The sequence below is a fragment of the Nostoc sp. UIC 10607 genome, assembly GCF_047228265.1.
GTDB lineage: Bacteria > Cyanobacteriota > Cyanobacteriia > Cyanobacteriales > Nostocaceae > Nostoc > Nostoc foliaceum_A.
Genome location: NZ_JBIQNW010000101.1, coordinates 1 through 15050 on the forward strand (window position 1 = coordinate 1; position 15050 = coordinate 15050).

Here is a 15050-nt window from a genome sequence, read left to right on the forward strand (position 1 = left end):
CAGAGCATGGGAACGAGATAAACGAAAAAATAATCGGAAATCGAGTTTTTTTCGACTTGTGTGTACACCGTAGCCTTTTAGGAGAGAGAAATAGAAGTGAGGTTTTTCAGATACCGTAAAAAGTCAGATTAATAATAACTACCAGATTTCCGATGTTCTAAAGCAGTGACACCATCATTTTCCAACACTTCACCGTGATTAATGACGGCATAAATTAACCATCGATCGCCACATTCAAGCTGATTTTGCACTGTACATTCTAAATAGGCTAATGCTTCATTCAAAATCAGACAACCATTCAGAGCAGTTTTTGTGTCCAGATTTGCAAAGGGATTATCGCCTAAAGTGCTGTGACGAGAAAAATAGCGTCGCACATTTCTTCCTTCTTTAAGGATATTCAGCACAAATTTATCACCAGGATGATGCATTAAATCTGCATTCTGCTCGTTAGCGATCGCAATCATAATTCCTGGCGGGTTAAAAGTTGCCTGCGATACCCAAGAAGTTAAAACCCCTTTGTGAGTTTCTTCATCACGAGTTGTCACAACACACAGAGAACCAATGATCCGCCCCACCGCTTGTTCAGTACGATCTACATGGGTTTCTGTCACAATCTGGCGGAAAGTCCGCAGTTTTTTAGTTTTCTTCAAGTTTTGGGCAAATAAAGCACCTGCTTCTTGACACTGCTGAAGAATCTCAGGAGTAGGACTGAAACGCACCCGAAGTGTTTCAAACCCTAGTTGATAATTAGCATCTTTGAGCTTGCTTTCTATTAAATCTATTGCCTCGCCACTCCAACCGTAAGAACCAAACACCCCTGCTAACTTAGTTTTAGCCGCCACCGAGAGAACTATTCCTAAAGCAGTTTGAATTTGAGTTGGTGCATGTCCGCCTAAAGTGGGTGAGCCGATAATCAAGCCATCGCAAGTTTCTACAATGCGGTTAATCTCGGCAGAATCGGCTAGTTCGCAGTTAATCGATTCTACAGTAACTCCATTTTGAATCAAACCTTGAGCGATCGCATTCGCCAGAATTGCTGTATTTCCATAAGCAGAAGCATAAAGCAAAGCGACACTCAATTCTTGAGATTTTTGCCCTTGACACCATTGACGATAATCATAAGTAAAACGGCTGAGGCTGTAACGGACAACTGGGCCGTGTGCTGGGGCATAACATCTGGCTCCCAAAGCTGACAATTTATCTAAGGCTACTTCAACTTGTTTGGCTTGGGGAGCATGGAGACATTCAAAATAGTAACGACGTTCCGCATCTAACCCCTTCCAATCTTCATCAAACAAAGTATCTTCGCAAATATGAGCGCCGAAAAGTTTATCTGTGTAAAGAATTTTTGTGGCCGCATCATAAGTACAAAGTCCATCCGCCCAACGGGGAGTTGGTACGGTGATAAATGATAGATGATGTCCTTGTCCTAGATCTAAAGTATCCCCCCGCACCGCTTGGATGCGTGATTCCCATTCGGGAAAGGCAGTTTTAAGAGCATTAGCGGCGGGGCGAGAACAAATTATAGTGGCTTGAGGAACTTGAGAGAGCAATACTTGCAGAGTTGCGCTGCGGTTGGGGTTGACATGACTGAGAACAATGTAATCTAGAGTGGTGAAGTCTAAATGTTGTGCAAGTTGCTGAAGGTAAATTTCGGTAAAAGATTCGCCAGGAGGGTCAATTAAAGCCTTTTTATCAGCTTGAATCAGATAAGAATTCGCTGTAGTTCCCCGTTGGCGGGAATACTCCACCTCAAATTTTAATCTGTCCCAAGTCCGCGATCGTAGAATCAGAGTATTTTTACCAATTTCAACAACTTGTACATCTCTGCTATGATTGGGCGTTAATGTGGCAGCAGACATAATAACCTCTGTTTAAGGATAGGGCATTGACTAAATAATTCGTAATTCGTAATTCGTAATTCGTAATTTGAAATAATAATGCTACGCACCTTTATGTCTTTATTGAGGAATATTGTGTGTTTGTATCCTTCAATTACGCATTACGAATTATAAATTACGAATTATGTTGGCCATTGGTTTGTGTTAATTCAGACTTGGCTCGGCTTCTATAGCGTTTAGATACTTCTTGTTCGGGATCGATACCTTCAAAGGTAGGGGGTAGCCAAACTCGGAGGAACAATAGTACTCCCAGCACTAATAAAAAGGCACAAGTTGCTAAAACTTGACTCCAACTTGTTTCTAGAACACCTTTAACAATGACTTCTCGCAAGGCGGAAACGATGGAAACTTCAACAGCTACCCCAATAGATACTCGATGTTCCTGTAAGTAAATAATCAGCAGTCGGAATAGCTCAACTAAGATAAGTAAAAACAGAATATCGGCAGTAACAGCATGAAAATCTAGAGGTGGAAGTAAGGAGAGAAACATATCTCTCACCTGAAGCACCATGAAGCTAAATAAACCGATACACAAAGAAATTACAATCACATCTTGGATAAATTCCAAGGTTCGCACAACGCGCCCACGATTGATTTCGTACATCGTAATCGGGGTGTTTTCAACAGATTTATACATAGTTTTTTGGGAGTTGTAGAGACGCGATTCATCGCGTCTGTGAGGAGACAACGAGAATGACTAATGGCCAATTAGTAATGATTGCCAATTTTGCGGTGATGAGCGGCAGTAAGTGCATGTAGATTGCCAACTCTTCCAGTTTGGACTGTGCTATAAATTACCCAATGATCTCCACAATCCATGCGGCTAGTAATTTCACATTCCATGTAAGCTAAAGCTTCAGCTAAAACGGGCGATTCATTTTTCGCTGGATATGTTTTCACTCCAGCAAAGCGGTCTGCACCAGGAGCAAAACGTTTCAGAAAATGTTTCATTAATCCTTGATATTTGCCTTCTTCTAAAACATTTAAAACAAAGCGATCGCCAACGTGCATCAAGGATTCAATTGCCCGATCTTTGGATACTGCGATCGCTACTCCTAAAGGCTCAAGACTCGCTTGTGTTACCCAAGAAGCCAACATTGCACTCTGAACTTCTCCTTTTTTCGCGGTGATAATATATAATCCTGTGCTAATCCGCCCTAAAGCTTTTTCTAGCTCGGTATTGATAGATTTGATTTGTTTTATGGTGCGATCGCGGGTCAACCATTGACCCATATCTGTCCCCGCTTCATCACAAAGTTGTTCCGTTGCTTGAGTAGGAATTTCCTTAACTAAGATAGGAGGAAAAGCTTCAGTTAATCCTAGTTCTTGAAACTTATTACGTAAAGGATAAACAGGTTCATCTTCTCCTCCTCCTGACTCTAATAAACCAATTGCCTGCTTCTTGTGAACAGCAGCTAAAATTGTACTTACAGCAGCTTGAACCATCACCAAAGATTGGGGTGGCATTGCAATTACTAAACCAGAAGCTTGTGCAACTAATTCTCTAACTTCTTGAGGCTCGGCACTATTGAGGTCTACTAATTCTACTGCCACGCCTGTTTTCGCGCATCCATGTGCTATGGAACGGACTAAATGCTCGCTATACCCGTAATCTTCAACATAAAATAGAGCCACTAATGTCTCTGTTTTTGCTTGTTCTAAACTCCAGTTTTGATAGCGTCCGAGCCATTCGGAGATATAGTGTTGTAATAAAGGACCATGTCCTGTAGCAACTGTTTTTATATCTAACTTTTCAATCCGCTTTAAAGCTGCCAAGACAGATCGGGCATTTGGGCCCATGAGACAATCATAGTAATAGTGAAAATCTTCCTCTATTAAAGTAATATTTTCATCATAGGTGTGGTCATCGCAGTAGTGCATCCCAAACACATCGCAAGTGTAAAGAGTGCAAGTTTTGTGATCATAAGTCAATATTGTGTCAGGCCAGTGTAAATTAGGTGCAGAGATAAATTCTAATTCGTGTCCGTTGCCTAAATCTAATCGCTCTCCACTTTTCACCTGCATTGATTTAAAAGGCTGGTGAACCATATTTTCTAAAAATTGAATAGCCACCTTTGCACCGACAACAGTAATGGAGGGAGCTAATTGCAAAATATTTTTTACTAATCCACTGTGGTCTGGTTCCGTGTGGCTGATAATTAAGTAATCTATTTTAGCCGGATCAATTAATCCCGCCACTACCTCAAGATATAATTCCTCAAACTTGCGGTGAGATGTGTCAACTAAGGCAACTTTTTCTCCTTGAATTAAGAAAGAATTATAGGTTGTACCATTCCGTAAACCAAACTCGATATCAAAACGTTCTCTATCCCAGTCGAGACAACGGATAGCTGTCGTTTGAGGAGCAATTTCAACAGTTTCAATCGTCAAACGTCCTGGATTGGAAATAACTTGAGTAAGCTGTGTGAGTGCAACCATTTCTTTTCTCCAAAAAGAATATTATCTGGAGCGAGTGTTATGTTTCTTATATTTACCTGAAACACTCAATTAGTAAAATGCTAATTTCTAAAGCTAATCATTAGAAAGATTTATTTATCATTTAGCTTGATTTACCATTGAATTACTCAATGTTTATCATTACTTTTATGTTCAATAATGAACGTAAGAAAATGCAAATTCTAAGTTAGAATCTTGACAGATGTCGTTAACCTTTATTGCTCCTCCTCTACAACAAATCAACAGCGAAATTGCCCGTCACGCAGGTGTTGATCTATATGTGCTGCGCCTCGATCTCATGCACCCGTGGGTTAACGGCAACAAGTGGTTCAAGCTGAAATACAATCTTTTGGAGGCTAAAGAAAAAAATTTCACAACGCTGCTAACCTTTGGCGGCGCTTATTCCAATCACATCTATGCAACTGCGGCGGCTGGTAATCTTTTCGGTTTTCGCACCATTGGAGTAATTCGTGGCGAGGAGAGGCTACCATTAAACCCTACGCTGAGTTTTGCTGTACAACAGGGTATGCAGCTTGTGTATCTTAACCGCGAGATGTATCGACAGCGCAACACACCAGCGTTAGAAGAATATCTGCGACAACGTTTCGGCGAGGTGTTTATCATTCCCGAAGGTGGGAGTAATTTAAATGGTGTGCGCGGCTGCACAGAGATAATTGCTGATGCGATGCCTACGGCTGGCTACGCCTACGCATTTGATCATATATGCGTAGCCTGTGGTACAGCCACCACACTGGCGGGGATTGCGCTTTCGTTGCATGAAGGACAAAGAGCGATCGCTTTTCCTGTATTGAAAAATGGGGCATTTCTTGCACAAGAAATAGAAAGTTTATTGACAAATTACCTCGCCTCTGGTTTACCCTCGCCATATAGTTCTCCCGCATCCTGGGAATTGTTATGTGATTACCACTTCGGTGGCTATGCAAAGGTGAACGATGAGTTACTACTATTCAGCCAGCAGTTCACAGAGGAACATGGCGTACCCCTCGATTACGTATATACCGCAAAAATGTTTTACGGAGTTATGGAATTACTAAAGCAGGGATTTTTTTGTAAGGGCAATTCCTTACTGCTGGTACACACAGGCGGCTTGCAGGGCAACATTGGCATGGAAAAAAGGTTGCAGAGATTTTCTAAAATCTGACTTGCCACTTAATTAAATATCAGTTAGCTTTGTATGGAATTTTACTAAAACAAGTGAAATTGACACGCCAATCTTGATATTTACTCAAAGTTAGATAAGGTTAACTCAATGTTTACATCTACTGAACGCATTAAGTCGGATGATCAGAGTATTGCTTTCTATCTGGAAAATCTTTTATCAAATAAGTATCAAATTCCAACTTTTCAAAGAGATGTTGTCTGGGAGAAAGAGAATGTTAAAAAACTTTGGGATAGTATCTATAAGTTTTATCCTTTAGGAAGTATTCTCGTTTGGAAAACTAATACCAAGCTAGAAAGTCATAGAGAAATAGGTGGTATAAAGTTTGCTGAAAATTTTCACTCTAATGAATACCAATACATTTTAGATGGACAACAAAGAACAACTTCTCTCTTAACATCAATCTATGGGGGCAAGATTGCTAACAATGAAAATTTTAATCCAACCCTATATATAGATTTGACTATTGATCTTACTGATGCAACTGATGACACAAGTTATACAAAAAGATTCTTATTTTGGGACGAAATCGATGATAGAGAAGGTCAGCTTAGAGCAAATACTGGGAGAACAAAACGTTATCAAGATAAACTGATTGTCAGTTTACTAGATATTATAAAAAAATATAGAGAAATAGAAAAAAATATTTATACGAGTTTTAATGGAGAATACGATCATCCTTACATACAACAACTGAGGAGAATTCAGGAGGTTTTTGCTAATTACAAAATTTCTTTTATTGAGTTAAGAGGTATTGAAGTTGCGGAAGTTTGTCAAATATTTGAGCGGATTAATCAAGCTGGCAAACCCTTGGATATCTTCGATATTGTAGTTGCTAAGACTTTTCGTTCTGAAAATAAGACAAATAATATCTCTGGTTTCTATCTTCGGGAATTATTTGATCAATTTAAAAAAACTATTTCTAGTACTCAATATGCCAGTATTGATAATTGGACATTGCTCCAGATGCTAGCTGTAGTGGTAAAACTTGAATTTCCCGAAGCTGGCATACAAAATATTACTGATATGTATCTTAATAAGCTAAAAACAGAACATATTGAAGCTGTATGGTCTAATTTTAAAATAGCCGTTGCTAAAACTTTTGATTTCTTTGATAATATTTTGCATATTAAAGGTGGAAGATTAATCCCTTACCGATATTTATACCTGACTATTACAGCATACTTTTATCGGAATGATAAACCAGATTATAGTTTTTTAAATAAATATTTTTGGTATTATAGTTTCCATCATGCAGATTTACTAACAAACACTACTCACCTCTGGGAACATATATACTTTGTTAATCAACAAAAAGCTAATAGTACTTACTCATTCAATAAATTTGATATTGATAAGAATTCGATAAGAAAATCTTTCTACAGTTATAGAGGTCGCTTATCCAGAGCAATACTATCACTTTATGCAAACCACAAGCCGCAAGATTGGGCAAAACCTCATAGAGATATTTTGTCTGATGTTTATTATTTGCTAACAGATAAGCCTAACTTGCATCATATATTTCCAGTTAACTTTATTAAGCAAAGTGGTATTGCTAGCCAAATAGAATGTGACAGCTTGATGAATATTGCCTATCTGTCTCAAATAACTAATTTGAAAATTAGCGATAGAAATCCATTAGATTATCTCAAAGAATATGACGAACCTGATTTAGAAACAGTGCTACGCTCCCATCTTATACCAACGATTATTCTTGAATGGTCAAGAGCCGATGCACTTCCTGAAAACGCCCTAACAATTTTTATTGAAGAAAGGATAAACCTCTTATTAGAGTCTTTGAGGCTGAAGTTAGACTGTATTGAATTTAATATTTTTGATATGGCCAATCGCACAGATAATATTATTACTAAATAAGCGATTGTCTAAGAAAAAAGCATTGCTAAATAAAAACATGTATTCACCCCAAGGACTCGCTCTTATATGTGAGATATTCATACTTTTATTCAGCAACTCCAAAAACTTATTTTACTTTGTTGCTACGCCGATAATATGAGGACTAATAATCGGCAGTTGTGCATCAAATCGCTCATAATTCACACTAGCAAAACCAGCATTCTCTAAAGATTTCCAAGTTTCTCTATCTGGATGACAACCATCACCTATCACTTTCCAAATCGGACTCATTTTGCTTTGCATCTGTCGTAATAAACTTCCTTGAGGTGCGGCGACATGTTCAATAAATAAGAAGCGTCCACCTGGTTTGAGTACTCTTAAAATTGCCTGTAAAGTATAATCTATATTTGGCACTGAACACAAAACTAAGGTACTAACAACAGTATCTATGCTGTTATCTTCAGCATCTAACCATTCAGCATTACCAATTCTAAGGTCGATATTTAAGCCCAGTTTTTCAGCTTGTTTTTGGAGATAGGAATGCATGTGTGGGTTTGGCTCAATTCCTATCCAGTGGATATCTTTAGGGTAGTAGGGTAGATTAGGGCCTGTTCCTGGTCCGATTTCTAAGACCTTCCCTTGGAGATTAGCAAAAAGAGAAAGTTTGCGCTCACGTACAAATTTATCATACGTGCTGCTACTTTGAGCCATCATCCAGGCGAAAAAACGTTTCCCAAAGTTGGCAAAAATTTGATTTTGTGAATCTCCAATAATTTGGTTTACGGTCATCATCCACTTCCTAAATTTTGAGGCTATAAATTGGTGTGTCAAGCAACCATTTATAGCCTTAAGGTACGATAATTTGCGTTTCTTGTACCTCACCCATTTGACTCACCTGATTGGGTGATTTTGATTAACATACACACATAGCAACTTACCGCAAGCTACCACAGTAAGAGCAAAAGGACAGACACAGAAATAGAATTTATCAGTATAGTCTTTTCAAGGTTGAGTTTTTTCAGATTTGTTCAAGTTTTGTCTTTCTGCCAACCAGGTAAATAATACAATACCGCACAGGTCAGCGCCTAAGTCAACTAAATCAAAGCTACGATAGGGTGTAAATAGTTGAATTATCTCATCAACTATACAAAAAAATATCACAATTAATGGTGCTAGAGGCAGATAAATATTCAATATTTGAATCTTACGTTTGTTTAATGCCAGATGGCCCAAGTAAGCAGCAATTCCTAACAATAAGAAATGCAAAATTGTATCGGAATACGGTATTTGTGATATTTCAGTGGGGATAATTCTTAGGTAGGCTGACATAGAGATGGACATCAAAATTACAAAATAAACCCAAAATGCAAAAACCCAGCGCTGATTAGATTTCATTTTGATACATTTAAAAGTATTTATGAGCAATACAAAGATAACAAAGAGCGTTCCGCAATTGGGAACGCTATATTTTGGTAAATTCTGTTAAGACAATATGAAATTAAATTGAAAATTGCTAGTTTTAAAAATCAGGCATGGAGATTTGCTTGTTCTTGCAACCAAGGATCTACAGGTTGTCCATCTTTGCGGCGTAATTCAATTTCCACTACCATCACTTCTTTTGAACCAGGAGGCGCGGGTTTTTTATGGAAAATAATCTCATAATCTTCTGGATTGTGTTTGCGTTCTTTCAACCATTCCTGTACCTTGGTTGTGGCAAAAAATGATTGCCCTTGCTCAAACATTCGGGTAATCTGCAATTGCAGTGTATAAGGATTTATGCGACTCATTTTCTACCGCCTTTGTTAAGTTAATTTTACGATAAGTAATCTACTTACCATAGATAATCTAATGTTAGTGCGAAGTACCTACATTTGGGACTTTGCGTACAGGTGTAAATTCTAATTTCAGCTAGCATCTGTAGGAACAAAGTCCGAACCTAGTTCGGTGGATGGTCTAAAAAAGCATCGATGCTCTTGCAATTTGTATTCCACAAGTTGATAAATCTTATTTGTGCTGCTTGGTTTTTGCCATCTTTGGCAGTAGCTACAACTTAGTAATGTTATAATAGTACTTCACAAAAAAATGTTAAAAACTTGACCGCACTCCACCCTGAACTTTTACGTACAGTAGCGGATGAGGGAACGGATGAGTTAAGGATTGTTCACCATTTCCCACTGTCTCTACAACATTTAACTACTTAATTCTGTTATAGATTGGAGAGAAGCACGCCGCTTCAAATACTGACCAACAGACTGAGATGGTTGTTATGAAGAGCAAAAATCAAGCTGTTTTCGCTTTAATTGTAAAAAGCACTATTGTATTTTTACCCTTAATGCTATGCACTGGTATTGCCAGTGGACAATCTGCACCATTAACTTCCCCAGTACTAACTCCTGCTCCAGTCTTATTGAATCAGGAACGGGAAGAATTAGCGCGACTACGAGCCGAAAAGCAAGTTCAATCTGATTTAAAGAGGGCTTTTAGCCGTACAACTATTCTAATCAATATCTGGCTAGTTATATTAAGTCTATTTCCAGCGGCAGTCATTGCTTTACTTTGGCTATTACGACGGGTAATAATCCGTGAAATTGTTGAGAGAGCAATGCAACAACTACAGGGAATAGAAAAATTACAAAATCAGCTAACCACTGTTAAGCAAGAGGCTGAAAATACTATTCAAGAGGCTAAAAGAATAAATTCTGAATTAGAGCAGGAAACGGCTGCTTTACAACAAAAAATTTACAACGGTCAAGAAAATTTATCTAATCTTACATCTGAACTAGATTTAGCTAAAGCACAGGTTTTAAGTAGATTAGAAACTGAACTGAAAAAATCTCAAGAAAATATACAAACTTTAGAGTCAAAATTTGCTTCTGGGCTATCTAAGTTAGAGTTTGATGCTCAACAACAAAGAGATATAGCACTGGAAAATCTAGGAAAATTAGCATCTGTCATGGCAGACGAACTGTCTAATTTAAAGTTAGGTGTGCAACAACAGCAAGAACTAGCCGTTGCTGATTTAGAAGTTTCAAGGTCTGAGTTCACATCTCAACTTTCTGTATGGCAGTCTGATGCTCAAAATGAAAAATATATAGCTATTCAAAGCTTAACAAAATTGCATTCAGAATTTGCCGAACAATTATCGAAATTACAGGTAGATGCTCAAAACCAAAAGGATATCATATTTGAAAATTTAGGAACACTAGATAAAGACTTGAAATTTCAATTATCTGAATTACAGGTAGATGCTCAAGAACAAAAACATAAAATTGTTGAGAGTTTAGCAGCATTGCAGTCAGAATTTGCTGCTCAACTATCTGAATTACAAGTAGATGCTCAAAAGTGCAAAGAGCTAATAATTGGAAATTTAGAGAAATCTGGTTCTGAGTTTAGTTCACAATTTTCAGAATTACAATGGAATGCTCAACAACAAAAGATTCTCATTTTGGAGAAGTTAGAAAAATTAGAAACTGAGTTTGTCTCTCAACTCTCTGAGTTGCAATTGGATGCCCAACAAAGAAAGGATCTCATCCTTCAAGAACTGGTTGAGATGACATCTGCATCCATACCAGAGGCAGTAAATTCTGAAGTTGAGGTTGAAATGACACCTGCATCCATCCCAGAGGTTGTGAATTCTAAAGTTGAGGTTGAAATACAGGAACAGCCACAACAACCAGAATTCACTGCTGATGAGTATGTACAACAGGGAGATGGGCTGTTTTCCCAAAGGCGTTATGAGGATGCGATCGCAGCTTACAACCAAGCGGTTAAAATTCAATCTGATGAACCTGTAGCTTGGTTAAAACGTGGTCTAACTCTAGGAAGGTTGAAACGCTACAAAGATGCGATCGCTTCCTATGATAGAGCTATTCAGATTCAGCCAGATTATCATCAAGCTTGGTGCGATCGCGGCGTTGCTTTTGGTAACTTACAAGAGCATCGGCAAGCTTTTGCCTCATTTGATAAAGCTACACAAATCAAGCCTGATGATGCCGTTGCTTGGTTGAATCGCGGTCTTTCTCTAGTAACATTAGAACAATATGAAGAGGCAATAGCGTCTTTTGATAAAGCGCTGGAATTCCAACCCGATTCTCCCAAAATTTGGGATAAACGCGGTTATACCTTGGTAATATTGGGACGCGATGATGAAGCGATCGCTAGTTTTAACAAAGCCTTAGAAATTAAGCCAGATTATGCCAGTGCCTATTACAATAAAGCAGCCTGTTACGCACTGCAAAGACAAGTTGAACTATCTCTGCTAACTCTACAACAAGCAATTGAACTTAATCCCAGGTATAAAGAAGACGCAGCAACTGACCTAGATTTTGATGATATTGCCGATGATGAGCGCTTTAAGCAGTTAGTTGCAGAGTAAAAACCTAAAAACATTAATTACTCCCCACTCCCCCCAATTGGCGGATTCTGTTCGCCAGACATCGCTTTGAGTTTAGATGTGAAAGACTCAGAGCGATCGCTTTTTTCTGGAGTAAATTGCCCGATTGGGGCATGAATAGCAGCAGGTGGGAGCAGTTTTGGCTGTCGTTGATGAGGAATTGGTGATGGAGAGGCTGGTGGACTTTCTTGTGAAGTTTGCCTTTGGCTAACAGCAGACGATAACTGAAGCGTTGCCGAAGAAGCAAATTTTCCAGAAAGGGGAGACCTCAGGACAGTTTTATTCTCCCTAGCTTCCTCTTTGCTTTCTTCTTCACTTAAAGATGTTTTATGTTCGTAACTTTTCAGTTGTAGAGTTGCAGTATTGCTTTTTTGATAGCCGTTGCGAATCTTAGCAGGTGGTAATTGAGGACTGGTGACTTTCTCTACAGTAGGGTTTTTCTTGATTAGCGGTAGGGTTGGAGCAGGCGCTGAGGTTAAACTTTGGGGAAACTTGCTACAAATCATCCGTTCAAATTCCATGTTGAAATGATATGTAGCCTGATCCCGGCGCTGCCAAAATACTAAAATTTGCTGCACGGAAACAGCTTTATAACGACCTTGATATAGTGCCTCAATCACTGCCAGGTGTAGCCAATTGAGTGGGTATTGCGTTTGCCAACGCTCAACTAGCTCATTGGCACTATACCCACTGAGATCAAAACTATAGTTAATTAATAAGGCGATCGCTAAGTTGGCAGAAGTATCTGAAAGTGTTGTTAACATGGGGCTATTAGCTTTAGGCAATAGGTCTAAGATTGTCACCCATCGCATATTAGCCTAACGTGCTTTTAACTACATGGTTTTTTTTCCAAGAGTTACCAAGCCAATAGGCAGTGTTTCCTATTCTACTTGTCAACTTCTGGAATGCAACCCTACATAGACTGATTTAATCGCAGATGTTCGCCCAATGGCGACTAATGCCTGATAAACCATTGCTGCAACTTCGGCGCGTGTTGCCGGACGTGAAGGTGAAAGCAGTTTAGGATCTGGGTAATTGACGATGATTTGTTGTTGTGTAGCAGTGGCAACAGCTTTTCGGGCATAGTCGGGAATGATATGACGATCGCTGTATACTTCTAAAATATCGCTATCAACAGCTGGTAGTCCCAGTCCGTTTACTAGGGAGACAATCACCTGTAACCGTTGGACATTTTGATCGGGGCGAAAAGTGCGATCGCTAAATCCGCCAACAAAGCCACCGCTAGCCGCGATTTGGATAGCGCTATAAGCCCAAAAATCCTTGGGTACATCAGTAAAATCAGGTGCTGAGATTTTGGGAAATGGGTTAAAGGCGATCGCCACCAGAACTGCATACTGGGCGCGAGTCATGGGTTGATCTGGCTGGTAGCTACCATCGGCAAAAGCATGAGTTAAATCCATGCTCACTAATGCCTGAATAAATGGTTTTGCCCAATGTCCATCTAGCTGAAGAGACGCGGGGCCGGGAGGGGAGGGCAAGGGGAGTTTTTGAGATGGGGATTCTGTCGGGGTATCTGAGGAAGTAGTGCTAACGGCTACTCCATTGGCTGGGATCAATTTGACCAAGCCCTTAACTAGAGCAGGATTTAACTGATTATCTACGGAAACCAGTTTTTGGGTAGTGGCATTGTGTAAATCAAATTCACTATTATCACGAAAAATATTATCACCGGGATCTTCGGTATTACCTAAGTCAGGGATTGCATTGCCATTGACTAATAGACCACCTTGGGTATTTTTAACAATGAGATTTTGACGCAGCACAGGTTGGGCGTTGCGAGAAAGTGCGATCGCGGTACGATTTTCTGATAATTTGTTATTTGCGATCGCAGGAGCGGCAAAGTCACTAATTACTATGCCTAAAGGGTTTCTTTCAAATACATTCCCCAGTACTTCTCCCTGGCTATGACCTGCTATCAATAACCCGCTAGCAGAATTTTGCACAAATATATTATCTAAAATTGCGGGTTTGGCAGTACCGGTGGTAAACACGCCTTCCCGCCCACAGTCTCTCAAAGTATTGTTAGCTAGAGTAGGTGCAGCTGCTTCAATCCAGATACCAGTACCTTTGTTTGAGGGATTGGTGACAGTTACACCTAAAAGACTGGCATTATCTAATAAGAGAAGTGTAATATTTTGTATACCAAAGCTAGGACTTTGATACTCTCCACTGCCGGAAATTACAATCCCTGAACCTTTGTTCGCTTCGTTACCCACCACTGTCGCCCCTTCAGGAATAACCAGTGGGAACACCTCACCACTAGCAGCGCTGTAAATCCCCGACTCCAGATGAATTATTGTCGGGATTTTGGTTACTTTTAAGGCACGGGTGAGACTTTTAAACGGACTCAACCGTGAACCAGTATTGGTATCATTCCCTGTCATAGGGTTGATATAGAGTGTGACAACGAGGGTAGAGTTCACCATTGATAGTTGAGAGTCGGTTGTTTTAATTATGACAATCATAAATAACACTACTTGTAGCAAACTTTTTCAAAGTAGTATCCTTGTGTGTAGAAAATACATCCACGTTACTTTTTCTTGCAAGCGGATAATCTGTACACACAAGTTATAGACTCTCATGCAACATTCCGAGTTCTCATCTTGGCGTTCCGAGTTTTGAAGCTCAAGCTTCGAGTTCCAATCTCACGTTTTGATGAGTTAAAAACTTTACAGTTATCAAGTAATTTCAAGTTAGAGAAGTTTTAAAACTTAATAAATTATCTAAATCCAAGTTTTCAAAGGCTTTGCGAGAAACCGTGCGTTAGATTTGGAATGCGATCAGCCTCCAAATTCATTACACCCTGTCAAAAGTGCGATCGCTATTGAGGGTAGCAAATATTTTTGTTCAAAAAACTGCTGTTTTACTCCGAAGGGCTTTCATGCTTTCAGCCTGCTGTTGCATGTGCTCACTAATGCGATCGCAAGCTAACTCACAAAGTTCAAAAATCATTGGATCGGCAATCTCGTAATAAGCATTAGTGCCTTGGGGCTGACGAGATAAAACCCCTACACTTTCAAATGCTTAGATAGATTTGCCTGACCTAAACCAGTAGCCTAGGCAATTTCCATCACATTCATTGGGACTGACTTCAGACAGGTCAAAATCTGTAACCTACTTGCCTCTGAATAAAACCTTGAAATAGTAAACTACCTACGCTCCCGCTTGCGGTGAGCGTAGGCTTTTAAGTAGCCCTGAACTAACCGTACTGAGTTCACAGCACAAACAGTTCGAGCCTCTGGGC

The 15050-nt window shown here is 39.4% G+C and carries 11 protein-coding genes and 1 pseudogene; 3 read left to right on the forward strand and 9 right to left on the reverse strand.

Features of this window, described 5'->3' with window-relative positions; translation table 11 throughout:
* Positions 1–128 precede the first annotated feature (128 nt).
* From ACEYW6_RS33750 to ACEYW6_RS33760, 3 genes are all read right to left on the reverse strand, one after another.
* The gene (locus ACEYW6_RS33750) at positions 129–1862 is read right to left on the reverse strand and encodes a diflavin flavoprotein (RefSeq protein ID WP_412983230.1); all 1734 of its coding nucleotides are present in this window, start codon (positions 1860–1862) and stop codon (positions 129–131) included.
* Between the two features lie 154 nt (positions 1863–2016).
* Positions 2017–2538 (reverse strand): phosphate-starvation-inducible PsiE family protein, encoded by a 522-nt coding sequence (locus ACEYW6_RS33755; protein WP_412983231.1) that lies wholly within the window; start codon positions 2536–2538, stop codon positions 2017–2019.
* Positions 2539–2609: 71 nt separating this feature from the next.
* On the reverse strand, positions 2610–4340 hold the full coding sequence (locus ACEYW6_RS33760) for a diflavin flavoprotein (protein ID WP_412983232.1): 1731 nt from the start codon (positions 4338–4340) through the stop codon (positions 2610–2612).
* Positions 4341–4560: 220 nt separating this feature from the next.
* On the opposite strand from ACEYW6_RS33760, the gene ACEYW6_RS33765 reads away from it, so the two are divergent.
* Both ACEYW6_RS33765 and ACEYW6_RS33770 read left to right on the forward strand, forming a co-directional pair.
* Positions 4561–5520, forward strand: a complete 960-nt coding sequence (locus tag ACEYW6_RS33765; RefSeq protein WP_412983233.1) for a 1-aminocyclopropane-1-carboxylate deaminase/D-cysteine desulfhydrase — start codon at positions 4561–4563, stop codon at positions 5518–5520.
* Between the two features lie 108 nt (positions 5521–5628).
* A complete protein-coding gene (locus ACEYW6_RS33770) occupies positions 5629–7413 on the forward strand; it encodes a DUF262 domain-containing protein (RefSeq protein ID WP_412983234.1) in 1785 nt (594 codons plus the stop codon).
* A 111-nt stretch (positions 7414–7524) separates the two neighbouring features.
* Here the strand turns inward: ACEYW6_RS33770 and ACEYW6_RS33775 are convergent, their stop codons facing one another.
* The 3 genes from ACEYW6_RS33775 to ACEYW6_RS33785 all read right to left on the reverse strand — a co-directional run bounded on the left by ACEYW6_RS33775 (position 7525) and on the right by ACEYW6_RS33785 (position 9179).
* On the reverse strand, positions 7525–8184 hold the full coding sequence (locus ACEYW6_RS33775; protein ID WP_412983235.1) for a class I SAM-dependent methyltransferase: 660 nt from the start codon (positions 8182–8184) through the stop codon (positions 7525–7527).
* Between the two features lie 210 nt (positions 8185–8394).
* Positions 8395–8787: a VanZ family protein gene (locus ACEYW6_RS33780; RefSeq protein WP_412983236.1), complete on the reverse strand. Its 393-nt coding sequence runs from the start codon at positions 8785–8787 to the stop codon at positions 8395–8397.
* Positions 8788–8918: 131 nt separating this feature from the next.
* Entirely contained in the window at positions 8919–9179 is a 261-nt protein-coding gene (locus tag ACEYW6_RS33785) for a hypothetical protein (RefSeq protein ID WP_190896358.1), read from the reverse strand.
* 479 nt (positions 9180–9658) lie between these two features.
* Here ACEYW6_RS33785 and ACEYW6_RS33790 point away from each other — a divergent pair, with 479 nt between their 5' ends.
* Positions 9659–11767, forward strand: a complete 2109-nt coding sequence (locus ACEYW6_RS33790) for a tetratricopeptide repeat protein (protein ID WP_412983237.1) — start codon at positions 9659–9661, stop codon at positions 11765–11767.
* Positions 11768–11784: 17 nt separating this feature from the next.
* Here ACEYW6_RS33790 and ACEYW6_RS33795 read toward each other — a convergent pair whose 3' ends face one another.
* The 3 genes and pseudogenes from ACEYW6_RS33795 to ACEYW6_RS33805 all read right to left on the reverse strand — a co-directional run.
* The gene (locus tag ACEYW6_RS33795) at positions 11785–12549 is read right to left on the reverse strand and encodes a hypothetical protein (protein ID WP_412983238.1); all 765 of its coding nucleotides are present in this window, start codon (positions 12547–12549) and stop codon (positions 11785–11787) included.
* 129 nt (positions 12550–12678) lie between these two features.
* Entirely contained in the window at positions 12679–14232 is a 1554-nt protein-coding gene (locus ACEYW6_RS33800; RefSeq protein ID WP_412983239.1) for a DUF1565 domain-containing protein, read from the reverse strand.
* Between the two features lie 421 nt (positions 14233–14653).
* Positions 14654–14959: pseudogene (locus tag ACEYW6_RS33805) on the reverse strand (ArsR/SmtB family transcription factor); the annotation flags it as partial.
* Between the last annotated feature and the right edge of the window lie 91 nt (positions 14960–15050).

Excerpts from the sequence above, each read along its gene's own strand:
- ACEYW6_RS33750 (WP_412983230.1), bottom strand. The coding sequence starts at position 1,862 with ATGTCTGCTGCCACATTAACGCCCAATCATAGCAGAGATGTACAAGTT.
- ACEYW6_RS33755 (WP_412983231.1), bottom strand. The coding sequence starts at position 2,538 with ATGTATAAATCTGTTGAAAACACCCCGATTACGATGTACGAAATCAAT.
- ACEYW6_RS33760 (WP_412983232.1), bottom strand. The coding sequence starts at position 4,340 with ATGGTTGCACTCACACAGCTTACTCAAGTTATTTCCAATCCAGGACGT.
- ACEYW6_RS33765 (WP_412983233.1), top strand. The coding sequence starts at position 4,561 with ATGTCGTTAACCTTTATTGCTCCTCCTCTACAACAAATCAACAGCGAA.
- ACEYW6_RS33770 (WP_412983234.1), top strand. The coding sequence starts at position 5,629 with ATGTTTACATCTACTGAACGCATTAAGTCGGATGATCAGAGTATTGCT.
- ACEYW6_RS33775 (WP_412983235.1), bottom strand. The coding sequence starts at position 8,184 with ATGATGACCGTAAACCAAATTATTGGAGATTCACAAAATCAAATTTTT.
- ACEYW6_RS33780 (WP_412983236.1), bottom strand. The coding sequence starts at position 8,787 with ATGAAATCTAATCAGCGCTGGGTTTTTGCATTTTGGGTTTATTTTGTA.
- ACEYW6_RS33785 (WP_190896358.1), bottom strand. The coding sequence starts at position 9,179 with ATGAGTCGCATAAATCCTTATACACTGCAATTGCAGATTACCCGAATG.
- ACEYW6_RS33790 (WP_412983237.1), top strand. The coding sequence starts at position 9,659 with ATGAAGAGCAAAAATCAAGCTGTTTTCGCTTTAATTGTAAAAAGCACT.
- ACEYW6_RS33795 (WP_412983238.1), bottom strand. The coding sequence starts at position 12,549 with ATGTTAACAACACTTTCAGATACTTCTGCCAACTTAGCGATCGCCTTA.
- ACEYW6_RS33800 (WP_412983239.1), bottom strand. The coding sequence starts at position 14,232 with ATGGTGAACTCTACCCTCGTTGTCACACTCTATATCAACCCTATGACA.